The sequence below is a fragment of the Grimontia kaedaensis genome (genome assembly GCF_023746615.1).
Taxonomy (GTDB): Bacteria; Pseudomonadota; Gammaproteobacteria; order Enterobacterales; family Vibrionaceae; genus Enterovibrio; species Enterovibrio kaedaensis.
This window is the reverse complement of sequence record NZ_CP082275.1, coordinates 2,402,288-2,428,651: the sequence shown is the minus strand read 5'-3', so window position 1 is coordinate 2,428,651 and position 26,364 is coordinate 2,402,288. Positions and strand designations below refer to the sequence as shown.

The following is a 26,364-nucleotide window of genomic DNA, read 5'->3' as shown; positions in this document are numbered from 1 at the left end:
AAGGCCATTAAAATTCGGCCTTTTTCATGGTTGTGTGGCTGGGGTCAATCAGTCAACAGCGGCAATGCATTCCACTTCAACTTTGGCGCCCAAAGCCAATCCATCTGCGCCAAACGCGCTTCTCGCCGGGTACTTTCCGGAAAAATAGGTTTTGTATACTCCGTTGAATGTCGCCCACTCTGAAATATCAGACAGCATCACGGTGCATTTCACTAAATCACTCATGTTGTAGCCATTCGCCTCGAGTGACATTTTTATGTTTTCCATTGTTTGTTTTGATTCAGCTTCAATGCCTCCGGCCACTAACTCCAACGTGCCTGGCTTAATGCCAATCTGTCCAGAAAGATAGATGGTGTCATCGACGCGAATGGCCTCTGAAAATGGAAGGTTGGTTGGGAGCACTTTGCCTGAGTTGAGGTATTCAATATCGTCTGAGGATTTCGCGAGAGAAGAGAGGGTTACTAAGCAAAAGCTGACACTGAGTATGAGCAAGATATTTCGCATTATAGTCTCCTAATTATCACTGCTTTGTCATTTGTCATTTGTCATTTGTCATTTGGCGATGTCAGGTCGTTTGGGTATAGATAGCCAGTTAAGAGACGAGAGATCATCGGAAGTTGGATGCGGAGGGTTTCAGTTTTGAGGTGAGACTGTGTGTTCAATCAAACTCCAGTGTTTAAGCGCCCGCCAGCAAATTTTGTATAGTCAATATTACCTGCAAACCAAGCTTTGCTTTTCCTAACTTTTTCTCATTTAAAATGACCAATTCCCATTAGTGAATACATTTCTTATTATTGGAGGAGATGTATTTACTTATTTTTTGTCTCTTATTTTAATTTTCTAGTATTAAATGGTCGTCATAATATTCCTGGTTAATTTATATGAATTGTTTTCTATGATGTATAGATAGCTAGTCTTCATATTTTTTATATGCGTTTATGGCTCTTTGGTCTCCGGCTATGATGTCTCAACGACTCTCACGATTAATCATGCTTTAGTTTATTAATATCAATGGCTTATGCGTTTTTATTTGAGTGGCTCTACAGGTATTTAAGAAGGTTATTCATGTTATTTACTATTTTAATTGGATTAGATAATTAGCGGAATGTAGTCTCTTTTTTCATCTTGGTGAATATCAAGATTTATAATATCTATAAGACTGTTTCACAAACTCTAAGCAAAGGAGAATGCTAGTGGTAAGCATTGTGAGAGATCTAAAATCAAAAAGTAAAACGGAGAAAATAATGTATTACGTTGGGCTACCTTTAGCGATGGTAGTTCTAGCAATCTTTTATTCTATTCCAACCCCAGAAGGCATTAGTTTTGAAGGCAAGATGTCTCTAGGTATTTTCTTATTCGCTCTCATCCTATGGGTTACTGAATCCCTACCCAATTACGCAGTTTCTATGATATCGATCGCACTTTTGTCGATATTGGGCGGGTGGGCAGAAAAAAATGCGCTGGGTACGATGGGCTATGGTGTCATTTGGTTGATGATATCTGCGTTCATCATTACATCTGGTATGGAGAAGAGCGGGCTTGCAAAGCGGATAGCGCTAGCTATCATCACGCGTTTTGGTAAAACCTGGAAATCTATGCTGCTCTCATTAATGGCAGCAAACTTCACTATCGCGTTTATCGTTCCTTCTACAACTGCACGTGCAGCAATGCTTTTACCGATTGTGCTGTTAATTGCAAAAGCCTTCAATGTAGAAAGTGGAAATAAGAACTTAGGTAAACTCCTCTCCATTCAAGGGTTACAAGCTAATAATATTTCGACTTCTGCGATTGTCACAGCAACAGCTCCTCAAATTCTTGCGATCGGTTTGATGAAGGAACTAACGGGTTCTTCTGTATCATGGGGGGAATGGTTTATTGCCTCTGCGCCTATCGCGGTCCTAACGCTTATCGCTTCTTTCTTTATCGGTATTTTCCTCTTTAAACCAAATGGCGCTGCTAAGGCAGGGGGGGAAGAAATAAAAGAAATTAACAGACAGTATCTTGAACTGGGCCCAGTATCACTGGATGAAAAGAAAGCCGCTTCTATTTTTTTCGTTACCATTTTTTTATGGGCGACAGATAAATGGCACATGGACTTATTCGGTTTCCAGATCAGTCTTGTCATGGTTGCTGTTATCTCAGCGTCAATTTTCTTCATGCCTTATGTTGGCATACTGACATGGAAAGAAGCGAAGATTCCATGGAACTTGATGGTGTTTGCGGCTGGTGCTTATGCTGTGGGCGTCTCTCTTAGTGAAACGGGCGTGGCTTCATGGGCATTGGGCAGTATTTTCAGCCACTTTGGTGTGAAAGATATGAGCTTCACCATGTTGTACGCAGTTGTAATAGCGATATCGAGCTTCAGTCACTTTGTCTTTACGAGTAAAACCGTCCGGACCATTATTCTGATCCCAACGCTGATTGGGTTAGCAGAAAGTGCGGGTGTCCCACCTCTCATGCTGGCGCTGCCTGCGGCGTTTACCATCGCGGACACCATTACACTTCCGCCACACAGCAAAGCCAACCTGATTTACTACAGTACGGGCTATTTCTCAGTCAATAACCAGCTTACTTATGGTGTTTTAACCTTGTTGGCCAAATGGTGCTTGATGTTTGGAGCCTCGTTTACCTGGTTCGCATATCTCGGCATCACACCATAGGAGGGTTTGTCATGTTAAAGCATTTATTGAAACTGAGTTTAAAGAATCTATCCCGTTTAAGTCTGGTAGGCGCTACGTTGGCTTTCTCGACAATGGCACTTGCTGAAAGCTTCGGAAACATTGAACAGTATCATGAAGTTATTTATCCCTCCGGTACTGATGGAAAGATAATCACTGATGTCATCGCGATGCCTAACAGTGAAGGGTGGGTTTATCTGCCCGCATATAAGAAGGGGTCTTTGACGAATTACGAAGTGTTAGGCGGGACCTTGCTTGAAAAGCCGATCAAGCAGGCGATTCATGGCAGAGAGGCTATTTTGTACCGTTTCGAAGCAGATGGTCGCCCTGTCGCGCTCACACAAACTTTCAATGTCGAGAAGGTTTACAAAGAGAAGAAGGCGAAGCTTAAGTACAGTCATCCGGGGGGCGTTACCCGTGTCTCGTACAGCTTTGTAAATACATCGCCGTCAACCATTGATAAGTTTTCTACCCAGTTTTCAGTACCAAAAGGCACAGAGCTCTATGGCGTGGTGACACCTAAATGGTCAAAGAAAAAGAAAACTTTTGAGATTGGTGAAAATGACGGCTGGAAAGAGGTGAGCGTTGAGCGCTCTGGTGTATCCGCAGGGGATGACGTTGAACTCAAAGTGAGACTGTATCGACCATCTCCAATGATTAAATGGGTACTTTGGAGCATCGTTCTCCTACTTTCGGCGGCTTTGTTATGGAAACGCAGAGACGTACTTTCAGAAAACAACGAGTCAGAATCATCACTGCCAGAGGGGCAAAAATGAGCAAGCAAGCACTACTAATCATCGCCGATGGTATGGGAGATAACCCTATCTCATTATTAAATGGGCTGACGCCGCTCGAATATGCGAGGACACCTAATTTAAAGGAGCTTGCATCCAAAGGTCTTTTTGGCAACGTCTATCCAGTAAAGCCCGGCGTTCCAGTCGGTACAGATGTTGGTCACCTAGCTATTTTTGGCTATGACCCTTACGAGGTGTATACGGGAAGAGGACCGATAGAAGCTTACGGCGCGGGTATTGACTTACTTCCGAGCGATATTGCGTTTCGTGGCAATTTCGCGACGGTTGATGATGAACTGACCGTCATTGATCGGCGTGCTGGCCGCATTAATCAAAACACGGATGAACTGGCCAAATCGATCGACGGCATTGTACTTTCAAATGGCGCCAGAGTGATTGCCCGTGCTCTAAGCGCACATAGAGTGGCGGTTGTTATTCGTGGTCAAAATCTTTCAGAGCATATCACTACCACGGATCCTGGTACTGCAAAAGAAGGTGAGCGGGTCCAGCAAAGCGTTGCGTTAGTTGAAGATAAAAATGCGCTCGAAACAGCCAGGATTATCAATGAGCTGACAGAGAAAATGTACTCAGTCTTGAGTCTTCATCCTGTGAATCAGAAGCGTATTCTAGACGGACTGCCACCTGCCAATATGATTTTGTTGAGGGGTATTGGCCGTGAAATTCAGGCCCCCAAAATGGCAGAGTCTTTTGGCATCCGTGGTGCATGTGTGGCGGGTGACAGAACGGTGCTGGGTATTGCCAGAATGGCAGGGCTGGATGTATTCCATCAGGAAGGTTTTACAGCAGGCTATGATACTGACTACATTGGCAAAGCTGAACTGGCTGTCAGTAAACTGAAAGACGGATACGACTGGGTTGTACTGCATGTGAAGGCTCCTGATTTGGCTGGTCACGACTGTCAGCCTATGACAAAGGTCTCCACAGCAATTAAGCTCGATATGATGGTTGGCCATATTCTTCAGCAGATAGATTTGGAACAGTGCTACATTGGATATACCAGTGATCATTCAACGCCTTGCGATAGGCGTGACCACTCTGGGGATCCGGTACCCACATTCTTCGCGGGTGGGAATGTAAGAAGTTTGCCCGTGGAAGATTTTGGCGAGAAATTTCTTGTTCATGGCGCGTTGAACAACCTCACAGCGATAGATTTTTTCCATATTCAGATGGATCACTTGGAGGCTGTTAGAAAACTCGGCGCATAATAAAAGCAGCATGGCGGTGATAATTTTACTGTCATGCTGTTTCTCATCTTCGAGAGGGATCTACGGTGAGAATCGAGAATTTTGAGGCGTTTGTTAACATTGCCCGTTTGGGAAGTTTTACTCAGGCGGCTGAAGAGTGTTTTTGTACTCAAGCGACGATGTCCCAGAGGATTAAGAAGTTAGAAGATTACTATAAAGTCCAATTACTTCATCGGGATGGTAGAGGTGTTGAACTGACTTTGGCGGGACAGCAAATTCTGCCCTATTGTGAAGCTATAATAGTTGCTCTTCGTGACTCAAAGAACGAGTTGTTAAACATAGATCAACTCTCTATTGGTGAGCTAAAAATCTGCAGTTCCAATACACCCGGAACCTATATCCTTCCTCAGATCTTATCCAGCTTTCATCTCAGGTTCCCAGGCATTGAACTGGAGTCCCAGATAAAGTACGCAAAGGATGTGATCAATGAGATCTCCTTTGGATCAGAGTGTGAGTTGGGGTTTGTCTCTCAGCCGGCTGATGTGGGCGTTGATGATAAGAAATTGATGTTCGAGCCTATTCTAAGAGATGGTCTTGCGGTCATCGTGTCACCTCAGCACCCCATGGTGAAAGACAAATGGGAAGGTAAACATTCCATTTCTTTAGATGACCTTCAAGGTCAGACACTACTGACTTCTAATCGAAAGAGCTCTACGGTCAAAAACCTTGAAACAACCAGCGGCAAAAGTATGGACTTCAAGCAAGTGGTATCGCTGGGTAGCATGGAAGCCGTCAAAAAATCAGTAGAACTGAATGCCGGTATTGCTATTGCTTCTCACTTTCTGGTTCACGATGAAGTGTCTTCTGGGAAACTGCTTTCGTTTTCTATCGAAGATGTCACCGTTTATCGTTTTGTTATGTTGGTACACCGCAGAACAGTTAGCCTATCTCCCACAGCCCGCGCATTTGTCGAATACCTCAAGAAAGACTTAGCGAAGATGTACCCGACGCTCTGTTGCGATTTGGAGCATCGGCGAGCCGCAACGCTAGTTTGACCCTCTGGTCTTTGCCACAACCTGACAGAGGAATCATAACATTTCGCTTAGGCAAGACAGAGCAGTGTAAGCAGAGACTCAGTGCTCCTACTAATGAATTGTAAAGTATGAGTTTCCATACATTTTAAAACGCTGAAAATTGGGTAAGTCCTCAGTTCATGCAATCTGTTGTCTTTGCAGTTTGACTATTTTATTAGTCAAAAATTTCAAGTTATTCACATAAAAATCAATTAATTAAAAATTTCATTATTCGCCACCGTTTCAATGGCTTGCTGTTTGTTGGTCTGTCTCTGAGATTAATGCGTCAGTGAACTCACACGGCACAACAATGGCCATCTCTGATGGCACAGAAGTGCTGCTCAAAAGGCGGTATCACGGCCTGAATCATGTTGATTTGGACTTTGTCAGCGGCTCGTATGACGTTTAACGTACTTACAGGGACTGATTGAACTGGCTAGGTTCATATAACAGCCATTCAATCGTTAAGGCTCTGGGATTGCATCTTAGGGCCTTTGTTTTTCTGACTCATGTTAACCTTTCCGCAGAAACACGGTTTTTTCGTCAATCCCGGTTTCACTTACCAGGTCTTTTCTATATTAAGTCTTTGGATCAGCTCGCTCATACCAAGCATTCTTAATTGCGCATACTTTGCCGAAAATAAAATTAATAAGGATATTCTTATGCTCCCTTCGCTCGAACACTTACAAGAGACGGTGCGCCGCTATTATGCGATTGATGAAGCATCCATGCAGGCGCTCATGGCCTGCTGCAAGGTAATACGCATTGGTACAGGTGAAACGCTTTACGATATCGCGCAAACTCCCACGCATTTTGCTTTTCTTCACCAAGGTTTGATGCGTGCATTTTTGCTGGATGAAGAGGGCAATGAATACAATAAAAACTTCTTCGATGAAGGCAGGTTTCCCGGTTGCATGAGCGCGCTGCTTCTAAGAGAGCCTAGCCGGATTGCCATTCAGGCTTTGGAGCCTTGTGAATTGGTCGAAATTGACTTCCAACAGTTTCGGGCCGCTCTGTTTACGTATCCGGATTTAATGCGTTTTCATATCCACTATTTGGAGAAGCACTGGCTTTTGGAAAAGGAGCCGAAGGAAATCAGTTATCTCGAGCATGAAGCTAAAGACAGATATCAGACGTTTCTGACCGACTTTTCTGTAATCGCCCCCAGATTGCCTCAATACCATATCGCAAGTTATCTCGGCATTACTGCCACTCAGCTGAGCCGAATTAGAAAACAAATTTACTCTACCCAAACAACCTGAATCTGGCATCTTCAGGTTGTTTGAGTATAAATCAACATATGTAAAGGCGTCTGGTTTCGGCATTGCGTAATCTCTCTCCATCAACGCAAGGAGAGACAGAGATGAACGTATTAGAAGCATTGAATTGGCGCTACGCCGTTAACCAGTTTTCAGAACAGGCACTCAGCCAGGAAGCTATCGATGGCCTTATCGAAAGTGTTCGTTTAGCGCCTTCTTCATACGGCGTTCAACCGTTTAAATTGCTGGTGATTGAAAATCCGGCGCTGAAACAAGCTTGTTTAGCGCACAGTTATGGTCAGCAGAAAGTCGCTGACAATTCTCACCTCTTGGTTCTGGCACACAAGACATCGCTCAATGAGGCAGACATTGAAGACTTCATTGAACAGCTAGCTGCCAATCAGAGCCGTCCAGCGTCAGACTTACGCGCTTATCAAGATCAAATTGCCAGCAGCTTGCTGGGACTTAGCCAGCCGCAACAGGCAGCGTGGGCCGCACAGCAATGCTTTATCGCATTGGGAACATTGGTCAGCCACGCTGCCGTTGAGCAAATTGATGCATGCCCGATGACGGGGTTTGATTCCGCAGGACTCAACGAAGTGCTAGGACTGGATAAGCAAGGGCTCAACGCTGTGATTATTTGTCCTGTTGGCGTGCGTTCGGACACTGACCGCACAGCAAATCGCCCTAAGTTTCGTTTGTCCCGTGACCAATTGGTAGAAACGTTATGAGCAGCTTAACGTTAATGGCTCTTGCCGCGGGTGGCTGCATTGCCATTCAGGCGGCGATGAATGCGCAACTGGGTCAAATGCTTGGTAACAGCTGGCTCGCAACGAGCTATGCCTTCCTGACCAGTTTTGTTCTCGTGAGCCTCGCTGTTGCGGTACTTTACAACGCGGGTGGGATTTCGGCCTCAAACACAGGTCTGGATTGGGAAAAGCTGACCCAGATCCCTTGGTATCTCTGGTTGTCCTGTGTATTCAGTGTGATAGGTGTGGGTAGCTTGTATTTTCTTATCCCTAAAATGGGGGTAGGGAACCTGATGAGTTACTCGCTGGCAGGGCAAATCATTATTGCCATGTTGCTGAGTCACTTTGGCGCATTCGACAGCCCAATCAAGTCGATCTCAGCGATCAAACTATTCGGTGCTGCATTGCTGGTGCTGGGTATTGTATTAATCAATAAGGACTTTTCATGAACGCTGCGTTGCAAGCCAACCTCGATAATTTGAATCTCTACTGGCAGGCGCTGGGTGCTAAGCAGGAAGGAGAACTGTTTGTTCATCTCAGTTGGCCGAATAAGCGCTGGAACCCCGGCTTGAGCCTTCATGGTGTGAATTTCTCTTCAGGGCAAAGAGCATCCACGGTAGATGAGTTGGATGAAAAATGTCTTCAATTGCTTAGCGATCAGCACGGCCTCACGTTGTCAGTGGCGATGCAATTGGTGGTGATGACTTACGAATTACCACAAGACGCAGAGTTTGAGTTTAGACAAGAGATTGAGCGGGTATCGACGCCAAAGCAAGTCACTGACTGGACTGTCGCCTGTTCAAAGGCTTTCAACTATGTGATTGATGAAGCGGTGATTCAGCACCTTAACGCCGACAACAACAGCCATATTTTTGCGCTGTACAAAGAAGGTGAAATCGCGGGCACTGTGATTCTCTACAAAACGGGAAACACCTTGGGTATTCATCAACTGGGGACACTGAGAGAGTTCAGGAAGATGGGTGTGGCCTCTTCGCTGATGCAACATAGTCTGGCACTGGCTAAAGAACTCGGCTGCGAATATGTCACCCTTCAGGCATCCAAAGCTGGGCTGCCACTTTACGAACAATTGGGTTTTCAGCAACTGGCGATGTTAACCAGCGTATTGGCGGAGTAACCGCCAGAAAAGAAAAAGGAGCCATTCGGCTCCTTTTTGTGTTCCAGCAACAGGGATTAGCTGTTGTAGGTGGTCGATACGGTGTCGCCGCCTTTACCTGTCCAGTTGGTGTGGAAGAATTCACCACGTGGACGGTCAGTACGCTCATAAGTGTGCGCACCGAAGTAGTCGCGTTGTGCTTGCAGCATGTTCGCTGGCAGGCGTGCAGTTGTGTAACCATCAAGGAAGGTCAGTGCTGAAGACAGACCTGGTGATGGCAGACCGATTTCGAAGGTCTTCGCTACCACTTTACGCCATGAGCCCATGCAATCTTCCAGAATGTTCTTGAAGTATTCGTCAGAGCCCAGGAATTTCAGGTCTGGGTTCGCTTCGTATGCATCGCGGATGTTACCCAGGAACGCACTGCGGATGATACAGCCACCACGCCACAGCAGGGCAACGTTACCGTAGTTCAGATCCCAGTTGTATTGCTCAGACGCTTCGCGGATCAGCATGAAGCCTTGCGCGTAAGAGATGATTTTTGCAGCCAGCAGTGCTTTACGCAGTGCTTCCAGCCAAACTTCGCGGTCGCCTTCTACTGGACCAATCTTGTGTTGGAACAGAGCAGCGGCTTCTTCACGCTCTTCTTTACGTGCAGACAGAGCGCGTGCAAATACAGATTCAGTGATCAGCGTCAGTGGAATACCGAAGTCCAGCGCATTGATGCCTGTCCACTTACCGGTGCCTTTCTGGCCTGCGGTATCAAGGATTTTCTCCAGCACGATGTCGCCGTCTTCGTCACGGTAGCCCACGATTTCAGAACTGATTTCCATCAGGTAGCTGTCCAGCTCGGTCTTGTTCCATGCAGTCATGGTCGCCTGCATTTCATCATGGTTCATGCCCAGACCTTCTTTCATGAAGTGGTAAGCTTCACTGATCAGCTGCATGTCGCCATATTCGATACCGTTGTGAACCATTTTCACGAAGTGGCCTGCACCTTCACGGCCAACCCAGTCACAGCACGCTTCGCCGCTGTCGGTTTTTGCAGAAATCGCTTGGAAAATAGGTTTTACTGCTGGCCATCCTGCTGGGTTACCACCTGGCATGATTGAAGGTCCGAAACGTGCACCTTCTTCACCGCCTGAAACGCCAGCGCCGATGAATACCAGACCTTTTTCTTCCAGATCTTTCATGCGGCGTGTGCTGTCTGGGTAGTTAGAGTTACCGCCATCGATAATGATGTCGCCTTCATCCAGCAGAGGAGTTAGGGCGTCGATGAACTGATCAACAACGTCGCCTGCACGTACCATAAGCATGACTTTGCGTGGTTTTTCAAGCTTCTCAACCAGATCTTCCAGTGAGTATGCGCCAATGATGTTGGTGTCTTTTGCTGCGCCTTCAAGGAACTCGTCAACTTTTGACGTAGTGCGGTTGTAAGCAACCACTTTGAAGCCGTTGTCGTTCATGTTCAGGATAAGGTTCTGGCCCATTACTGCCAGACCAATTACGCCGATATCGCCTTTCATTTCTATAAACTCCTTACGCCAATGCCTTCGCGGCAGCAGCATCTAAATACCATTCTGTTGTGCCATGTGTTGATTGAATATGCGCTGCCGGATAAGGCAGGTTTGCGTCGGCGTTTTCACCGTGAATTGCTTCAATCATTTCTGCTTTGCCTGCGCCCAGTACCAGGTAGCTGATGCGGTCAGCATTGTTCAGCAGACATGCACTTTTCGAAACACGCAGCTGTCCTGATTGCGGGTGCGCCGCAACCACAGTCAGTTTAGATTCGTCGTAGTCAGTTTGGCCTGGAAAGAGTGACGCTGTATGGCCATCATCTCCTATACCAAGTAAGATCCAGTCAAACGCAGGTAAGCCGTTTTTCTCTGGCACTTCTGCTTTGATTTCGTCAGCCAATCGCTTAGCTTCTTGCTCTGCATCTTCTTCACCACGAATGCGATGAATATTCTCAGCAGGGATATCGATATGGCTCAACAGCAGGGTGTTGGCTTCGCCGTAGTTGCTTTCAGCATCATCCGGTGCCACACAGCGCTCGTCACCCCACCAAAAGTGGAGGTTTTGCCATTGAATGTTGTTAGCCCATTCTGGCTGTGCCAGCAGTTTGAACAGTAGCTTTGGTGTTCTGCCACCAGAGAGTGAGATATGAACGGGACGTCCTTGTTCACTCAGGCTTTTCATTGACGACGCAAGTTCTAACACTACGGCGTCTGCAGTATCTAAAATGCGGAATTCCTTCATTTCACAGCTCGCAATATTCTGTATTGGTTAGGTTTTTACATGGGTAGCGCCATTCGCGTCCATCGCGTTTCAGCAGCGCATCCGCTTTTTCTGGGCCCCAGGTGCCTGCGGCATAACCGAACAGTACATCCGGATCTTCCTTATGGCGCAGAATGGGTTCAACAAACTCCCAACATGCTTTTACCGCGTCAGAGCGGGCAAACAGCGTCGAGTCGCCTTTCACTGCATCTAACAGCAGGCGTTCGTAGGCGGTCAGAAGCTGTGCTTCTTGCAGGTTCTGGTAGTGGAACTCCATTGAGACTTCTTTGGCTTCAAAGCCAGCGCCTGGTTTTTTCAGGCCGAAGCTCATCAGAATGCCTTCATCTGGCTGAATGCGGATGATGAGTTTGTTCTCAGGGGCATTGGCACCAAACACTGGGTGAGGGGTTTTCTTGAAGTGAATAACCACTTCGGTCACACGTGTTGGCAAGCGCTTTCCTGTACGTACATAGAAAGGCACGCCGTTCCAGCGCCAGGTGTCGACAAACATCTTCAAGCCGATGTAAGTCTCGGTACGTGAATCTTCGGCCACGCCCGGCTCTTCGCGATAGCCTAGTAGCTTCTCGCCGCGAACGTTGGAGCCTGTGTACTGACCAAGCACCAGATTGTTCTTCAGGTCATCGTCACTCAGTGGACGGAAGCTCTGCATAACCTTGGTGACTTCATCTCGAATGGAGTCGGAGCGAATGGCCGCTGGTGGCTCCATCGCAACCATGCCAAGTACCTGAAGCAGGTGGTTTTGCAGCATGTCGCGCACTGCGCCTGAGCCGTCGTAGTAACCGCCACGACCTTCTACACCTAAGAACTCAGCGCCCGTGATTTCAACGTAATCAATGAAGTTGCGGTTCCACAGCGGCTCAAACATGCCGTTAGAGAAGCGGAATACCAGCAGGTTCTGAACCGTCTCTTTACCCAGATAGTGGTCGATGTGGTACAGCTGCTTTTCGTTGAAATTACGGTGGAGTTTCTTATCCAGCTCTTCTGCAGATGCAGTGTCATAGCCGAAAGGCTTTTCAACAATCAGGCGTTTCCAGCCGTTGGATTGGTCGTGCAAATTGTGGTCTGCCAGACACTCTGGAATGACGCCATAAAGGCTTGGCGGCGTCGCCAGATAGTAGAGATTGTTGTTGCCGGTGTGGTGTTTTTCGCTCAGCTCGTCCAGACGGGTAACCAGTTTGCTGTATTCGCTGGACTCAGCAGGATTGATAGGAAGGTAGTATAGGTGTTGGCTAAAACGCGCGAGAACGGCTTCATCCACCTTCTCATTTTCTCTTAAAAACGCGGCGAGTTTGTCGCGGAAAGCGTCGTCAGAGTAGTCGGTGCGGCTAACGCCAAGAATCGTAAAGTTCTCTGGCATCATGCCATTTGCATAAAGATGATAGAGTGCCGGGATCAGCTTGCGCTTAGCAAGATCACCTGACGCACCAAAAATCACAATATTGTTGTTTTCTTTCGCCATTTGGATTTCCCTGCGATGGGCGATTAATCAGTCTCGAATGGAGAAACGTGCCCAAGGTCGTGAGGCCAATAAAATACCAGCATTTTCCCCAAAATATGATTGTTTCTTCCTATCTTTTTAATAGGCAGTGCCTTTAACGCTTCATTTGTGTACGAACTTGGGGGAATGTGTATGAGTTTACGTTCATATCTTGTGAGCTTGGTTCCCAAGTCGTCGGCTTGAACTTTAGGCTGAAACCTCTCTACTTCCACGTTCATTATTCTCGTTGATAGTTATGATTTTCACTTAGTTTTGAGAATTCGCCCATTTTAACTGCCTTTGTATTCCGTTAGCGTAGCCAACAAAAGGGATTGGAGTGTGATATGGAAATCTGGTACATAGGGTGCGTTTTTTTAGTTGTGGTACTTTTCTACGTTTCACGGTACCAAAAGCGAAAGGCACAGCGGGTATTCATTGGCACATACCGTTTCAACAAAGCGATCAAAACAAAGGTTCACCAGCGTTATCCCCACCTGACTGATGAAAATCTATCCCTAGTTATCGATGGTTTGAAAGAATATTTCTTTCTTTGTCATGAGGGTAATAAACGCATGGTCGCGATGCCTTCACAGGTTGTGGATGTCGCTTGGCATGAGTTCATTTTGTTCACTAGAGAATACAAAGGATTTTGTGACAAAGCATTTGACCGGTTTCTGCACCATACGCCCACCGAAGCGATGGTGACACCAACGATGGCTTTGGACGGTATTAAACGGGCATGGCGATTATCTTGCGCTCGTGAAGGTATCAATTCCGCGAACCCATCAAAGCTTCCGCTCCTTTTCGACATAGACTCAAGGCTAAATATTGACGATGGCTTTAAGTACTCGCTCGACTGCCAGAAGAGCAACTCAAATACCTACTGTGCCAGTCACATTGGCTGTTCTTCTGGCTGCGGGGGTGGAATGGGTTGCTCAGGAGATGGTGGTGGCTGTGGTGGCGGGGGAGACTGACCAGACATGATTTTAGCGCTCTCCTCTGCAATAAACCTTTAGAGACTATTGTCTCGATAACGCGTTTTACATTTCACTCCTGACTATTCACTAATGCTTTGAGGGGCATGGTGCAAATCGCTGCATCTACCCGAATCCTATCTTCGTCTTCAGAAAACAGGTGAAAGAAGAAACCTGATCATTTAGGACAAAAGAGGATTTTAGGATGAAAAAGCTAGTGGTGTTGATGGCAGTGTTTCTGTTGTCAGCGTGTGGATTTGAGGCAACGCAAACGTATCACTTAACCTTGAGTGGCAGCCAGGCAGTGCCACTCAATGATTCAGAGCTGTCGACAAAGGCGCGTGTTCAGCTTGATGAAAAACGTAAAAAGCTTCGGGCCAGGCTGTATATCGATGGTATCGAAGGTTTTAAGTTTGCCCATATTCACAACGGCGGAATAGGGGAAACTGGCGGTGTGGAATACACCTTTGAAGCGCCTAAAAAGCACAAATGGAAACACGGTGAAAAGCGCTATTTAGTGGTTCGTGAGAACGGCTTAAGCTATGCCGAAATGGAAGCGCTGAAGAACGGCGATTGGTACATCAATGTTCACACCGAAGCGGTGCCTTCCGGCGAAGTGCGCGCGCAAATTGTGCCGAAGACTATCACTATTCTCTCCTTCAAAGCGGATGGCAGCCAACAGGTGCCGTCTGTAGCGACTGATGCCAGTGGACAAGGGTATCTGGCTTACAATAGCGTCGAAGAAACGCTGAATCTAAGGGTGAATTCGCAGGGCATTGAAGATGCAGTCGCAGCCCATATCCATACTGGTCGCGTTGGCAGCAATGGCGGCGTGCTGGTGGTGTTGGATCAAAACGCGGAGGATCCCAATGTGTGGACGGCGCCTGAAGACACGTCACTAAGCGCAGAAACGTTTGAAGACATGCTTTCAGGCGCCTTTTACACCAATTTCCACACGCCAGCGAACCCACCCGGCGAAATCCGTGGGCAGATTTTCTCGCCTGACTATTCCATTTACACTTTCCCACTGTCGGGTGATCAGGAAGTTCCGCCTGTTACGACAGACGCGAGCGGTGATGGTTATGCCTTGCTGAATGATGTAAACGGTCACCTGGATTTAAGATTGGTTACCCGAGGTGTTGAAGATGCAGTGGCGGCACATATCCACCAAGGTATCACTGGCACCAATGGCGGCGTTGTGGTTGTCTTGGAACAAAGCGTGGATGACCCTAACGTGTGGCAAACGCCATTAGATACCACCTTGACCGACGAACAAAAAGCGATGTTTCAGTCAGGCGGGCACTATGTGAATGTGCATACACCTGCGGTTGGAAGTGGTGAAATTCGAGGGCAGATTGCGCCCTAGCTTTTCGGTTTTACCTAGACAAAGCGGTGCAGAAGTATCGCTTTGTTCAACACTTTGGCTTTTTCATTGAGCCTTCTCCCTAACCCTTGGTCATAAACCTCTATTTTATTGGATAACTAGTACTCCCAAAAACTGTCAACTACTGCTGTATTATAGATTTAGGCTCGCTTGGTTTGTTAATTGGCAAAGATTATGTGAAAAATGTCGAGGCTTGAGGCTCATCTCGAGCCTCAAATAAAACGCTAACAGCGACATAGTTGTTTGTTAGTTTTAAGCTTTTGGTTTACTGCGGCAGCATTACCTTTTGAGCAACGAGATAGCCTAGACTTGACTTGCCCGATACCCATAGGCTCCCATCTTTGTCAACATGTAGCCCTGAAGCAATTGATAGACTGCTAGGGAGAAAAAACTCTTGGATTTCAGAGTTATCCTTGTTCGCTATAGTTAGATAATTAACACAGTCATCTACACAATCTTTCCTGCTCCGTTCAACATAGATATAATTTCCAAAATCCATTTTTAAAGCTGACACCAAGAATCGATTTTCTTCTTCATTTTCGTGATCAAACCAACTTGGGCGTGGGATTGGTTCTATTTCAACCATGATATCATTGTTACTAGAGTCTTTTTCAAATCTTCTTCCGCATCTATTTAGTATGATATCTTCAGTAGACAAAATCTCATTGCATTCATAGGAATAAGGATATTCTATACTGTTGATGTCTTGTTCCTCTATATTTCCCTCTCGGAACCTGACTATGGTGTTCTTACGTGACTCGGTTATACCTGAAAATATATTTCCATCAAGGCTCGTCAAACTAATCCTTCTAACTTCCGATGTCGATATCTCAGAGTTCCTTTTTATCTCATTACCAGTTGATATTTTTATTTCTGTCAGATGTGAATCGCTATACGATTGATTGGTGTAAGATAAAAACAAGCTGTCATTTTTAAATAACGCATCACTTGGTGAAGGAACACTGTTGATATACTCTATTGTAATAGACTCTTGTGGTGAATTTAGATCAGGAGTCAGCTTATAAAGTGCGCTTCGGTCGTCAGATGATCTCAGGTAAAATATTTGACCTGAGCCATCATCGACATGAATCTTTCCGAGTTTTTCGAAAATAGAGGGTCGTAACGGTATTATTATCGTCTCACCACCATTAACTGGCTTTATCATTAGGTTTCTATTGGTTTCAGAACTAGAGCCATAATATATAAAGGCGTTGTAAAATCGACTGTATGTTAAATGGTTGTCTTCATCATATCGGCCAACCAACGTTTTTGGGAGTTCTGAGCTAATTGTTGAAAGCTGTTCACTCTCGAACATCACCGAAATTAATATATTGTCCGAATTTGAGCCAAAGCAGTAATCGGCATAACATAGGTTAACTGATAAAGTATACCCCTGATCCATCGTATAGTAAGACATTGTATTTAGGCTTTCGATAGTAACAGGACATGTTGCTTCAGTCCTGTCAGAGTTGAAAGGACACTGGATCACTGAAAATGAAGCATCTCCAGAAAATTCCACATAGGAGTTTGAGCTTCTGTGAGAATTTTCTATCGGTATTATTATATCAAATACCATCTCAGTTGGGTCATCGATTCTCCGTTTCACGGTATACGAGCGTATTGTACTATTTGAGATGGTAGGGAGCGTCGTGTTCACATTGAGAGTAATGTCGAAAGGAGAACCTTCTATCGTGCTGTTACAGTTCTCATCATAACAAAAGTACAGTGTGAGCACTTCCTTGTAATCGCCTCCAGGATTTGACTCAGGCAAGTAGTAGTCAAAGCTAACGTTAGACTCTCCTCCAAGGAAAATTGATAGTGATAAGTTGCTAATTCCTGATGAAGAACCAAGGTTGCTTCCGACGTACAAATAAACTTCACTTGTAGATTCAGGTATTGATACTTCTATTGGTAGATTAAAGGAGGCATATCGGTTCTCAGTTGTTACATATAGATCGATTTCTGATTGAAGAGGTAAAATACCTGAATTTGAACCGTTATTATCTGCTCCCCCTCCTGAACCAGAACCTCCACCACAACTAACTACCAGCAAAACAGAGAATAGAGTTAAAACTAGATTTTTCATGACTGCCAACTTCCATGATTCTGGTGAGACTTTCTTGCTAACCAATGAGCTTTTATTAGAATTCCCTTGTCTAAATTGATGCTACTAAATGCCCATCAGCTTGAATGGCTTAGTTTTGATACACGGTGTAAGATTTTTTGAAGTCTAAGTTGGAAAAACAGCGCCAATCGGCGCTGTTTTCAGAACAATAAAGTGAAACATCAAGACAGATAGAAGAAATCAAAATCAGCAGCGCTGATGTCTTCAGCGTTAATGTTTTTCAGCAGCACATTGACGTTATCATCAACATATTCCGTCTCTCCGCCAAAGTCGAATTTGTGGATCATCTGAACCAAGGTGTCGTCGCCTTGCTGTGTGATGATGAAATCGTCAAAATTCATTGAGAGATAGGAGTAGTCATTGAATGCTATCTTATCGATACCAATTTCAAAATCGGTGATGGTATCTGTTTCAACGCTGCTGTTGTAATTTTGACGTTCATCGCTTAGCACAAATATGTCTGCACCTTGTCCGCCAGTGAGCGTATCGTAACCTTCATCGCCTTGCAGCCAGTCATCTCCGTCGCCTCCTTCCAATATATCGTTGCCCTTACGTCCAAACAGGGCGTCATCACTGGCGCCGCCGACGATATGATTGGCGGAGTTTCTGCCAATTAAAGTGAAGGAAACCTGCTCATCCGAAATGTCATCGAGCTGAACATTTTGAAGGGTGGAGCTGGCAGTTAATGAGCCTTGAACCACAACGTTATTGCCTACTTGCTTAATCAAATCACTCGCTCTGAAGATGTTGTCATCGTTAGCGAGGTATTGGATAGTGTTGTCATCCAATAAATGGGTAACCTTTAGGGAGTCAACAGCTACCTCAAAGTCTGTGATGGTATCTTCATATCTGTAGTTATTGTAAGAGTTCCAGTCGTAACTGTCCCAGCCCGCAAACTCTGTGCTGAAATTACCGATTATAAAAGTGTCAGCCCCTTCACCACCGGAGAGCTTATTCTCTCCCTCCCCACCGTGAATCCTGTCATCTCCTTGACCACCTTCTAGGCCGTCGTTACCACCATCACCAAACAGCTCGTCATTGCCTTCGCCGCCGAACAGTGCGTCATGACCGCCGCCTCCAATCAGGGTGTCATTACCGCCGCGGCCTTCGAGAGTATCGCTGCCGGAGTTGCCATCAAGAGAGTCATCGCCGTTGCCTCCGATGAGCGTATTTCCAATACCGTCGGATGCAGCTCGGAGACGAAGTGTGATGTCATCTAAAGATATTGAGTCCGGGTCGACGCCCTCTAAATAGATTTCAAAGCCGAGATCCATCTTAAGGACAGTACCATTTTCATAGGCGGTGGGTGCGAAACTTGATGGCGAGAAAGTCAGGCTCGGTCTCTCTGAGTAATTAAACCTGGAATAACTGATAAAGGCCTCAAATATCAACTGATCTTCGTTGACGTTAAAGTCCTTAATCGTCGTGATGCCACGCGACCCGAACTGGAGTTCGAATGTATCAGAGCCCTGACCACCCACTAGAATCTCTTTTTCACCGCTGCTGATTAACGTGTCACTCCCTGCGCCACCATCTATGTAGTGGCGCGCGTTGATAACGTCGTTGCTTTCACCGCCAAAAACCCAAGAATTCGTATTGATGTCGCCGCCATAGTGCCAGAAACTTTCAATATGAGATGCCCAAGTGCCCAGGGTGTCATTGAATGTTGATGTGTTTGTGAATGAAAAGTCTTCTGCGGTTAATAAGGATGCATCTACATTGTTGAGGGTAATGGTGGAGACGTTGGAAAGGTAGATGACAGTTTTTGAACCCACTTGTTCCAGAACAAGATCATCAAAGCCGGAAGCGATCGCATTGTCGATGGCGATGGTATCAATACCGATTTCGAAGTCCGCTATTTTGTCATGCCCTGTGAAATAGGAGGGGACGGCATTCTCACCTTTAGTGAGGTCAAAAAACAAGGAAGCCCCGAAGTGGAAAGTGTCAGAGCCTGCGCCGCCATGAAACCATTGGTTATTGGCATTGCCGGACAGGATGTCGTCACCAGATCCAGCAAACAGGACAGCGCCATTGCCTAAGCTGCCAACAACATGGAGGATATCATTTCCCTCACCGCCTAATAGCGTATCTTTGTTGCCAAGACTTGTTAATACGTCATTGCCACTGCCTCCTCTGACGACATCATTTCCATAGCCTTCCACCCAGTCATCACCAGCACCGCCAATGAGAATATCAGATGAACCTGAATCGCCATAGATTCTGTCATTTCCGCTACCGCCAATTGCTGTTTCGGAGCTGTAAACCACGTCGTTGCCATCACCACCCATGGCGATATCCTGCCCATCGCCACCATTTAGATAGTCGTCCCCGGCTCCACCGGAAAGGGTGTCGTCGCCTCCAATACTGTTGAAATTGTTGAAACGAAAATCACCATACAGAATGTCGTCGCCGTCTCCACCATCAAGGGTGTCGTCACCTGTGGCGCTGTCATGTGTACTAACTTGGTAGTCACCATATAAGGTATCGTCACCAGCTCCACCGTTTAGGATGTCGTCACCATCGTCGTGAGCGGGATTTGTGTAGCTACCAGATAAGCGCCAATCGCCGCCATAGAGGGTATCGTTACCATCACCGCCGTTCAGGACATCATGATCACCGCCGCCGCTGAGTGTATCGTTTGCGCTGCTGCCATTAAGGGTATCGTTATCGTTATCTCCAGCCAGGGTAGAGCTCCCGTGGACAGTCAGAGTATCGTTACCATCACCACCAGAAAGGGTGCCTCCATCCTCGTCAATAAGAATGTCGTCTCCAGCCTCTCCGTAAAGCCTATCTCTGTTGCCCTGATTACCGCGGAGCACGTCTTCACCATCGCCTCCATAGAGTGTGTCGTCGTCCGCACCGCCACTCAGGAAGTCGTTTCCTTCATCGCCATAGAGGGTATCATTGCCTTCACCACCATCGAGCTTATCTTGGCCGGCACCACCACGTATTCTGTCTCCGTCTTCCTCACCGAACAGCTCATCATCTCCATCGCCCCCGTAGAGAGAATCGAACCCACGGCCACCATAAAGCTCATCGTTGTTATCATGACCATAAAGCGTGTCATTTCCGCCGAGTCCGTAAATGCGATTATTACCTTCAACACCGTAGAGGACGTCGTTGTTTTCTGAGCCGACAAGTTCGGTAAATGTTGTTGTGGTATCAATGAGGTCAGTAAGGTTGTTGGTGGCAGTGCTAAACGTCAGTGAAAACGCTCCCCCGCTGGACAGACTTTGTTCTTTGATAGACATACCTTTCTCCATGGAATGCTTTCCGTTGGCAAGTTTGTTAACGCACAAGACGGAATGAGAAGTTTTGAAATCGTTGCTAATAATTATTTTTTTCCTTCGACACGATTAGACGAAACCATGCCTGTGAATGTTGTATTAGTTATTAGACAGAAGGGGATTGCACTGTATAGCTTCACAAATAAATACAAAACTAAGCGTATTCAAAAGAGTGAATAAAATTTGATAGGTGTATACCCAAACAACCTGAAGATGCAGGATTCAGCGAGATTGACTGGCGTTGTGATCGCAGCGTTCCTTTGCAGGTGTAGTCACCTCCATCAAAAAGGAACAACAAGGAGCACGGCGTCAGTCAACTCGCCCGAAGGGAGGCCATCAATACGCCGACTTCTTCGTTAAATTCCACGGAAATAGAATGATTATTCCTCTTGAAATTTGCCTCGAACTGAACGCATTGATGACCTCTTAATACGAGCATCTTCAGGTCGTTTGGAGATAGTTTATTTAGACGAAAGAGCTCCTCATTGAGCCCCATTTAACTGCGTATTGAAAGCCAAAAAAATTGCCGGAATAACCCGGCAAAAACTTTGGTTAGAACTTTAAATTACTTCTGGCATCTTGCATTTCGCTGCCCGTAAGAAAGGTTGAACTTTCTTTGTTCATCGCTTTAATTTTGGGAAGTTCTCCCATCTGCGCATTGAGTACGTCCGCAGCATGATTGAGTGCAACCCATTGCTGATCTATCTTCGTTTCGGTTTGGACATAGATATGGTGCCCGGCGTCACCAAACTCTTTCAGGTAATAGGTGACATCATCGGTATTGCTCTCATCTCCAATATCATTCATTCCCAACGAGTTATTGCCGAGAATGCAGTTTGTACCTGCCTCATCAATGCATTTTTGCATTAACTCTTCTGTGAACTCTGGTTTTGTTGTCCAAACCAATTCGTCATTAACAACTTCGTAGTCATTCCACATGTTGTATGCCATGGCTATTGGAGTTTTGTCCCATTTCTTGGCAGCAACTTTTATTTGCCAGCGAAGGCATGATTTGTCACTTTGAAGGGTCATACCTCCATTTAACAAGGCTTGGACGTTGTGTGTGCCGTCTGGTCGGTTGTAATCGCCTTTGTTACGCCACATTGTTTCTGCATGGTGTGTCATACATCCTGAAACTGCTAGTTCTCTGATCACAGGGATGTTGTCGTATTTATCTGCAAGTTTCTCCTGCAAGTCTCTCCAGTGTGTTCTGAAAGATGGCTTCCAATGGGAAGGGATGATGCCTTGCTTGTTATTTTTGAAATAGGCTTTTACGCCGCACATTTCTTCCGCAGTCGCGTTCTGTCCTTTCTCACAATTCTTCAGCTTGTATTTCCCATTGTGCTCATGATAAGTGAGCCATTTTGGAGAAAAAACACCTGAAAAAACACGTAACTTAATGCCAATAGTGTTGGTTGTTTCAGGATCATTGTTCCACTCATTGACGCGTGCAATAGCCTGATCGATGACATTATTCTCAGTGATCGGGCCGGCTTTTTCTTTCTGAAGGTGACGCCACTCCACTTGAACAACAAGTCCATCAATAAACTCACCAATGGGTTTCTGCTCTATTTGCCCATCACTTGTTTCAACAGAAACGAGTTGATAGGGGTCGTCGTAGCCATTTCGATTAGAGGTAAAGTTGTTAACTGAGCCATCAACATCACCGCGTAATACGAAGCCTGTAATGCGCTCTTTAGACTCTGCAAAGGCGATGTTTGCGTTCAATATCAGTAACACTGCCAAGGTAGGCTTTATGAAGTTCTTCATTGGCTCCTCCATGAACCATTAAGAATGCTGGGGTAGTGTTGAACCCCAGCATCCAAATAGTGATTTAAACGAATTCAAACATATCGCTGGTCACCTTGTTGGCATTGAAGTCTTCCAATGTCACTGTGGTGTGGTTACCCAGATCAAGCACGGTATCGGCGCCAACTTGGGTAATACTGATTTGATTAAATTTCGTCAGCAGAGAACTGTCGATTTGGATTTTGTCGCCTTGTCCTTTGCTGAAGTCTGCGATGGTGTCGTAGTGGTCGCGATATTCAAAATAGAAGGTATCCGCGCCAAAACCACCAACCAGGTAGTCATTCCCATTACCGCCCACTAGGAAGTCGTCGCCGTTCTCACCGTATAGGCAATCATCGTTACCACCACCGTAGAGCTTATCGCTGTTAGCGCCACCTTTCAGGATGTCATTACCTGAATGTCCTTCAAGAATGTCTGCATGGTGACCGCCGTCCAGATAGTCGTTACCCTTTCCGCCATTCAGGTAATCTTCACCTGCTTCACCATACAGGGTGTCGTGACCTTCTGAACCGCGGAGTTCATCATTGTTGTTGCCGCCATACAGGGTGTCATTGCCCGTGCCGCCATGCATGTAATCCAGCATGTTTCCGCCGTACATGGTGTCATTGCCAGCGCCACCTAACATGCGGTCATCATTGCCCTCGCCGTGCATGATGTCGTCGCCGTCGCCACCGACCAGATAGTCGTTGCCACCACCGCCATAAAGTTCATCATTACCTACATCACCGTATAGCTCATCACCACCGCTGCCGCCGTAAAGCTTGTCATTGCCTAAGCCGCCGCCCAATTTGTCAGCGCCGTCTTCACCTCTCAGCTGATCGTTATCGGCGCCACCATAAAGTTGGTCGTTGTCGCTGCCACCCCAGAGTGAATCTTCGCCCTCGCCACCACGGATAAAGTCTTCACCTTCATTACCCCACAGCACGTCATTGCCTTCATCGCCATTGATTTCATCGTTGCCCTCATTACCGAAGAGAACATCGTTACCTAAACCACCGCTAACAAAGTCATCTCCTTCGTTACCTCGTGCTTTGTCGTCGCCATCACCACCATAAAGGTTATCTTGGCCTTGACCGCCATAAAGATCATCAGCACCGGTTCCGCCATATAGGTTATCGTCACCATCAAAGCCCTCAACTCGGTCATCGCCAGAATCACCATAAAGGTTGTCGTTTGACAGACCACCACGGACCCAGTCGTTACCCGCGTCACCATGTACTTCATCTGTACCTTTGCCGCCGATAACAGTGTCATCACCATCACCACCATAGATATAGTCAGTGCCGTCCCAGCCTTCGATGTAATCGTTACCGCCGTTGCCATAGATAAAATCGACGCCATTTGTGCCGGTGATGTGGTCATCATTTTCTGTTCCATTGATGATGTTTGCCATTTAAAGCTCCGTTTGTGTAATTGAGAAAATCGATCGTATTGCAAGCGCTTTCTTGCCAGCGAAATCTGACGTAACAGTTGATGAGTTTCCATAGCGGTGAGTCTCAAAAATGAGAGGGTGAAGTGGGCTTATTTGTCATTCTGTTTAGAAGGGGAAGTCAGTAGAAAAAATGCAAGGTTCTTTAGTTTTCGCTAATTAAGATAATTAGTTGCATGAAAATCATATGCTTGAATCTTTTTATCGTTTGTATTTTCAACAGTCTCGCTAAGAAAATTCTGAAAAAGTGATACAGGAAAAAGTAAGAAAGTATGGAATTTGGATGAAATACTGTTGAAAGAGAAGAGAAATGGGAATTTTTACTATTTTTCTGGGTATTTCGCTCGAGTCATTCGAATTAATTGTTGGTATGATGCGTCTGAATGGATATGTGATTCTTTTGAATATTTTTTCGGCTTGGTGTTTAGTTACTTGATATATATAAAATAAGAGGCTGAGATGCCTCTTATTTCAGAATAATTCAATGCTCTTAACTTCAACTATATAGTTGAACAAGCTAGGACAGCAGTCTTCGCTACTTAAGAAGCTTTACATGCGCTTCCATCTCTTCGCCGATTTGTTTACGCATATTCATCAGGCGAACGGCAGATTGCTCAAGCTCTTTGTCTTCGTCAGATTCCGGTACCCATTTCGGAATAGGTGTGGGCTTACCATTTTCGTCCACGGCCACCATTATAACGATACAGTGGGTAGTCAGACGATTTTTCATTTCTTTTGGGTCGCTGGCCTGCACATCAATCGCAATGTGCATAGAAGATGTGCCCGTATAGATGACTTTGGCACTGACCTCGACGAGGTTGCCAACGTGAATCGGTTGCACGAAGCGAATACCGCCAGCGTATGCAGTAATGCAATATTTGCCACTCCATGCTGCTGCGTTGGCGTAGGCTGCAAGGTCAATCCACTTCATCACGGCACCACCGTGTACCTTACCGCCAAAGTTAACGTCTCCGGGCTCTGCCAGAAAACGTAATGTCATTTCCCTTTGTCCTGCACTCATTCTTCGTCCTTACTGCATGAGGTATATTCTATTTATAACAAACACAGTAAGGGCTGTAGAGCTTTATTGAAATTTCTTATGGTTAGCGATTAACGCTAGCGATTGAAGTGCACACCGGCAGCAATTTTTATTAACTGGTTGATGGCTTCTTCTTCGGTAAAGTTATCGTCATTGAAGTAGTGGTTAATCAGTTCAAGCATGGCTTCCTGAAGTTGGGGGGCGACGGCCATGGAATCGGGCACGCTAGGGAGTAAGGTGTTATTTGCTTCGGCATGAATAAACGCCTGTTTGGATGTTTTTGCACAGAGATCAAATGGCGTCATGTCGACATCTTTGAGAATGGGAATTGAGCCTTTCTTCTGGTTAAAACGGGACTGGAAATCCGAGGAAACCAAGGTATTTGCCTGTATCACTCGACTACGTGTGAACCTGAAGGACATCAAGCAAGCCAATATAGATTCAATTAAAGCGCTGGGTGCTGTCGATGTAGTGGTGGTTGGTGACAATTTGCAGGCTATCTTTGGTACTCAATCTGACAACATAAAAACGGATATGACTACGGTGCTCGGTTCCTCCTAATTCCCCCAGGAGGGCGGAGTGTCGCTCATATACGGAGCTGGCGAGCTCCTTCTGACTCTTGCGGTGCTTCGGCACCGCTTTTTTTGTTATTTTTCGCAATTTCAATGTTCAGCGCTGAAACGGAGTGGGATAATGCTCCCCGCTTTGTTCTTTTCATTTTTGGTGTGAAATGTTGTCTGAAAGACGCGCTTCTTTGATTTTGTTGTTTGCCACTATACTGGCAGCTTGGGGCTGGATTTTCTCTAAAGAGGCGATTCAAGGATTGCCACCATTTGGTTTTGTTGGCCTTCGCTTTCTTGCTGCATCCCTATTTTTACTTCCTTTCTGTCTAAAGGCATTCAGACGTTCGGAAAAGGCTGATCTTGTTCGTGCGGGTGGGGTTGGAAGCATTCTTTCCTGCGCACTGCTTTCATGGATTTATGCCATGTCCGTCAGTACTTCGATTGGTGAGGGTGCATTCATCATGAGCCTTTCCATGCTGTTTGTACCACCGATTGCTTGGTTGCTGTTTAAGCAGGCACCGCAGCGCATCTTCTGGGTGTCGATGCCAATAGCAGTATGTGGACTGGCTCTGCTGTCACTCGGTGGTGTGGGTTGGCAGTTATCTGCGAGCCAAATCTGGTTCCTGCTGGCAGCACTCTGTCTGGCGATTCATTTCAATGCCAACAGCCGTTACGCCCAGCGTATTCCTGCGTTAGTACTGACCTGCGTGCAGTTATTTGTGACAGGTGTGGTGGCAACAATTGCCTCTCTGCTCACGGAAACTTGGCCAGAACATGTGCCTTCAAATATCTGGGTATGGTTTGGACTGAGTGTGCTTGTCGCGACTAGCTTACGTTATCTGATGCAAACCTTGGGGCAGAAAGGTGCGAGTGCAGCAAACGCTGCAATCATTATGATTCTGGAACCCGTTTGGACCGTGATCCTGAGTGTAGTTTGGTATCACGAAGCCATGCCAGCCCACAAAATTGCGGGCTGTTCGCTGATTTTGGCGTCTCTGCTGATTTACCGTGGTGCGCAACCGCTTCGGAACCTTATCCGTAGGAACACAAAAAGCGGCAGCTAGTCACCAATATAAGTAAACTAAGGCGACTTAATGTCGCCTTTTC

The 26,364-nt window shown here is 46.1% G+C and carries 22 protein-coding genes; 12 read left to right on the top strand and 10 right to left on the bottom strand.

Going from position 1 to position 26,364, the window contains the following annotated elements; genetic code table 11:
* Positions 1-48: 48 nt before the first annotated feature.
* The gene (locus tag K6Q96_RS10990) at positions 49-504 is read right to left on the bottom strand and encodes a RidA family protein (protein WP_251875731.1); all 456 of its coding nucleotides are present in this window, start codon (positions 502-504) and stop codon (positions 49-51) included.
* Positions 505-1,244: 740 nt separating this feature from the next.
* Here K6Q96_RS10990 and K6Q96_RS10985 point away from each other — a divergent pair.
* The 8 genes from K6Q96_RS10985 to K6Q96_RS10950 all read left to right on the top strand — a co-directional run bounded on the left by K6Q96_RS10985 (position 1,245) and on the right by K6Q96_RS10950 (position 8,893).
* Positions 1,245-2,660, top strand: a complete 1,416-nt coding sequence (locus K6Q96_RS10985) for an SLC13 family permease (protein WP_251875730.1) — start codon at positions 1,245-1,247, stop codon at positions 2,658-2,660.
* 11 nt (positions 2,661-2,671) lie between these two features.
* Complete coding sequence (locus K6Q96_RS10980) at positions 2,672-3,454, top strand: hypothetical protein (RefSeq protein WP_251875729.1); 783 nt, start codon at positions 2,672-2,674, stop codon at positions 3,452-3,454.
* Positions 3,451-4,698, top strand: a complete 1,248-nt coding sequence (gene apgM, locus K6Q96_RS10975) for a 2,3-bisphosphoglycerate-independent phosphoglycerate mutase (protein WP_251875728.1) — start codon at positions 3,451-3,453, stop codon at positions 4,696-4,698. Before K6Q96_RS10980 ends, apgM begins: the two co-directional genes overlap by 4 nt.
* Positions 4,699-4,763: 65 nt before the next feature.
* A complete protein-coding gene (locus tag K6Q96_RS10970; protein ID WP_251875727.1) occupies positions 4,764-5,732 on the top strand; it encodes a LysR family transcriptional regulator in 969 nt (322 codons plus the stop codon).
* 680 nt (positions 5,733-6,412) lie between these two features.
* Positions 6,413-7,012: a Crp/Fnr family transcriptional regulator gene (locus K6Q96_RS10965; protein WP_251875726.1), complete on the top strand. Its 600-nt coding sequence runs from the start codon at positions 6,413-6,415 to the stop codon at positions 7,010-7,012.
* A gap of 101 nt (positions 7,013-7,113) precedes the next feature.
* A complete protein-coding gene (locus K6Q96_RS10960; protein WP_251875725.1) occupies positions 7,114-7,740 on the top strand; it encodes a nitroreductase family protein in 627 nt (208 codons plus the stop codon).
* Positions 7,737-8,207, top strand: a complete 471-nt coding sequence (locus K6Q96_RS10955) for a DMT family transporter (RefSeq protein ID WP_251875723.1) — start codon at positions 7,737-7,739, stop codon at positions 8,205-8,207. The genes K6Q96_RS10960 and K6Q96_RS10955 overlap by 4 nt, the downstream gene beginning before the upstream one ends.
* Positions 8,204-8,893 (top strand): GNAT family N-acetyltransferase, encoded by a 690-nt coding sequence (locus tag K6Q96_RS10950; protein ID WP_251875721.1) that lies wholly within the window; start codon positions 8,204-8,206, stop codon positions 8,891-8,893. The genes K6Q96_RS10955 and K6Q96_RS10950 overlap by 4 nt, the downstream gene beginning before the upstream one ends.
* A 56-nt stretch (positions 8,894-8,949) precedes the next feature.
* On the opposite strand, the gene gnd is transcribed toward K6Q96_RS10950, so the two are convergent.
* The 3 genes from gnd to zwf are packed head-to-tail and all read right to left on the bottom strand — an operon-like array spanning position 8,950 to position 12,629.
* Complete coding sequence (gene gnd / locus K6Q96_RS10945) at positions 8,950-10,398, bottom strand: decarboxylating NADP(+)-dependent phosphogluconate dehydrogenase (protein ID WP_251875719.1); 1,449 nt, start codon at positions 10,396-10,398, stop codon at positions 8,950-8,952.
* A 13-nt stretch (positions 10,399-10,411) separates the two neighbouring features.
* On the bottom strand, positions 10,412-11,131 hold the full coding sequence (pgl, locus tag K6Q96_RS10940; protein WP_251875717.1) for a 6-phosphogluconolactonase: 720 nt from the start codon (positions 11,129-11,131) through the stop codon (positions 10,412-10,414).
* Between the two features lies 1 nt (position 11,132).
* Positions 11,133-12,629: a glucose-6-phosphate dehydrogenase gene (gene zwf / locus K6Q96_RS10935; RefSeq protein WP_251875715.1), complete on the bottom strand. Its 1,497-nt coding sequence runs from the start codon at positions 12,627-12,629 to the stop codon at positions 11,133-11,135.
* A gap of 362 nt (positions 12,630-12,991) precedes the next feature.
* Here zwf and K6Q96_RS10930 point away from each other — a divergent pair, with 362 nt between their 5' ends.
* Both K6Q96_RS10930 and K6Q96_RS10925 read left to right on the top strand, forming a co-directional pair.
* Entirely contained in the window at positions 12,992-13,621 is a 630-nt protein-coding gene (locus K6Q96_RS10930; RefSeq protein ID WP_251875713.1) for a glycine-rich domain-containing protein, read from the top strand.
* A 205-nt stretch (positions 13,622-13,826) separates the two neighbouring features.
* Positions 13,827-14,987, top strand: a complete 1,161-nt coding sequence (locus K6Q96_RS10925; RefSeq protein WP_251875711.1) for a CHRD domain-containing protein — start codon at positions 13,827-13,829, stop codon at positions 14,985-14,987.
* Between the two features lie 283 nt (positions 14,988-15,270).
* On the opposite strand, the gene K6Q96_RS10920 is transcribed toward K6Q96_RS10925, so the two are convergent.
* From K6Q96_RS10920 to K6Q96_RS10895, 6 genes are all read right to left on the bottom strand, one after another.
* Positions 15,271-17,091, bottom strand: a complete 1,821-nt coding sequence (locus K6Q96_RS10920; protein WP_251875709.1) for a hypothetical protein — start codon at positions 17,089-17,091, stop codon at positions 15,271-15,273.
* Between the two features lie 200 nt (positions 17,092-17,291).
* Positions 17,292-20,381, bottom strand: a complete 3,090-nt coding sequence (locus tag K6Q96_RS10915) for a calcium-binding protein (protein ID WP_251875707.1) — start codon at positions 20,379-20,381, stop codon at positions 17,292-17,294.
* A 588-nt stretch (positions 20,382-20,969) separates the two neighbouring features.
* A complete protein-coding gene (locus tag K6Q96_RS10910) occupies positions 20,970-22,187 on the bottom strand; it encodes a hypothetical protein (RefSeq protein ID WP_251875705.1) in 1,218 nt (405 codons plus the stop codon).
* Between the two features lie 64 nt (positions 22,188-22,251).
* Complete coding sequence (locus K6Q96_RS10905) at positions 22,252-23,619, bottom strand: calcium-binding protein (RefSeq protein WP_251875703.1); 1,368 nt, start codon at positions 23,617-23,619, stop codon at positions 22,252-22,254.
* 571 nt (positions 23,620-24,190) lie between these two features.
* Positions 24,191-24,676, bottom strand: a complete 486-nt coding sequence (locus K6Q96_RS10900; protein ID WP_251875701.1) for an acyl-CoA thioesterase — start codon at positions 24,674-24,676, stop codon at positions 24,191-24,193.
* 95 nt (positions 24,677-24,771) lie between these two features.
* A complete protein-coding gene (locus K6Q96_RS10895) occupies positions 24,772-24,999 on the bottom strand; it encodes a hypothetical protein (protein ID WP_251875699.1) in 228 nt (75 codons plus the stop codon).
* Here K6Q96_RS10895 and K6Q96_RS10890 point away from each other — a divergent pair.
* On the top strand, positions 24,998-25,255 hold the full coding sequence (locus tag K6Q96_RS10890; protein ID WP_434802145.1) for a hypothetical protein: 258 nt from the start codon (positions 24,998-25,000) through the stop codon (positions 25,253-25,255). The genes K6Q96_RS10895 and K6Q96_RS10890 overlap by 2 nt on opposite strands.
* Positions 25,256-25,424: 169 nt before the next feature.
* Positions 25,425-26,321, top strand: a complete 897-nt coding sequence (locus tag K6Q96_RS10885) for a DMT family transporter (protein ID WP_251875697.1) — start codon at positions 25,425-25,427, stop codon at positions 26,319-26,321.
* Positions 26,322-26,364 lie beyond the last annotated feature (43 nt).

Bases quoted from the DNA above. Each gene is read 5' to 3' on its own strand.
- K6Q96_RS10885 (WP_251875697.1), top strand. From the start codon at position 25,425: ATGTTGTCTGAAAGACGCGCTTCTTTGATTTTGTTGTTTGCCACTATA.
- K6Q96_RS10990 (WP_251875731.1), bottom strand. From the start codon at position 504: ATGCGAAATATCTTGCTCATACTCAGTGTCAGCTTTTGCTTAGTAACC.
- apgM (WP_251875728.1), top strand. From the start codon at position 3,451: ATGAGCAAGCAAGCACTACTAATCATCGCCGATGGTATGGGAGATAAC.
- K6Q96_RS10890 (WP_434802145.1), top strand. From the start codon at position 24,998: ATGTCGACATCTTTGAGAATGGGAATTGAGCCTTTCTTCTGGTTAAAA.
- K6Q96_RS10950 (WP_251875721.1), top strand. From the start codon at position 8,204: ATGAACGCTGCGTTGCAAGCCAACCTCGATAATTTGAATCTCTACTGG.
- K6Q96_RS10980 (WP_251875729.1), top strand. From the start codon at position 2,672: ATGTTAAAGCATTTATTGAAACTGAGTTTAAAGAATCTATCCCGTTTA.
- K6Q96_RS10930 (WP_251875713.1), top strand. From the start codon at position 12,992: ATGGAAATCTGGTACATAGGGTGCGTTTTTTTAGTTGTGGTACTTTTC.
- K6Q96_RS10960 (WP_251875725.1), top strand. From the start codon at position 7,114: ATGAACGTATTAGAAGCATTGAATTGGCGCTACGCCGTTAACCAGTTT.
- K6Q96_RS10905 (WP_251875703.1), bottom strand. From the start codon at position 23,619: ATGGCAAACATCATCAATGGAACAGAAAATGATGACCACATCACCGGC.
- pgl (WP_251875717.1), bottom strand. From the start codon at position 11,131: ATGAAGGAATTCCGCATTTTAGATACTGCAGACGCCGTAGTGTTAGAA.
- K6Q96_RS10900 (WP_251875701.1), bottom strand. From the start codon at position 24,676: ATGAGTGCAGGACAAAGGGAAATGACATTACGTTTTCTGGCAGAGCCC.
- K6Q96_RS10925 (WP_251875711.1), top strand. From the start codon at position 13,827: ATGAAAAAGCTAGTGGTGTTGATGGCAGTGTTTCTGTTGTCAGCGTGT.
- K6Q96_RS10965 (WP_251875726.1), top strand. From the start codon at position 6,413: ATGCTCCCTTCGCTCGAACACTTACAAGAGACGGTGCGCCGCTATTAT.
- K6Q96_RS10895 (WP_251875699.1), bottom strand. From the start codon at position 24,999: ATGACGCCATTTGATCTCTGTGCAAAAACATCCAAACAGGCGTTTATT.
- K6Q96_RS10920 (WP_251875709.1), bottom strand. From the start codon at position 17,091: ATGAAAAATCTAGTTTTAACTCTATTCTCTGTTTTGCTGGTAGTTAGT.
- K6Q96_RS10915 (WP_251875707.1), bottom strand. From the start codon at position 20,381: ATGTCTATCAAAGAACAAAGTCTGTCCAGCGGGGGAGCGTTTTCACTG.
- zwf (WP_251875715.1), bottom strand. From the start codon at position 12,629: ATGGCGAAAGAAAACAACAATATTGTGATTTTTGGTGCGTCAGGTGAT.
- K6Q96_RS10985 (WP_251875730.1), top strand. From the start codon at position 1,245: ATGTATTACGTTGGGCTACCTTTAGCGATGGTAGTTCTAGCAATCTTT.
- K6Q96_RS10955 (WP_251875723.1), top strand. From the start codon at position 7,737: ATGAGCAGCTTAACGTTAATGGCTCTTGCCGCGGGTGGCTGCATTGCC.
- K6Q96_RS10910 (WP_251875705.1), bottom strand. From the start codon at position 22,187: ATGAAGAACTTCATAAAGCCTACCTTGGCAGTGTTACTGATATTGAAC.
- gnd (WP_251875719.1), bottom strand. From the start codon at position 10,398: ATGAAAGGCGATATCGGCGTAATTGGTCTGGCAGTAATGGGCCAGAAC.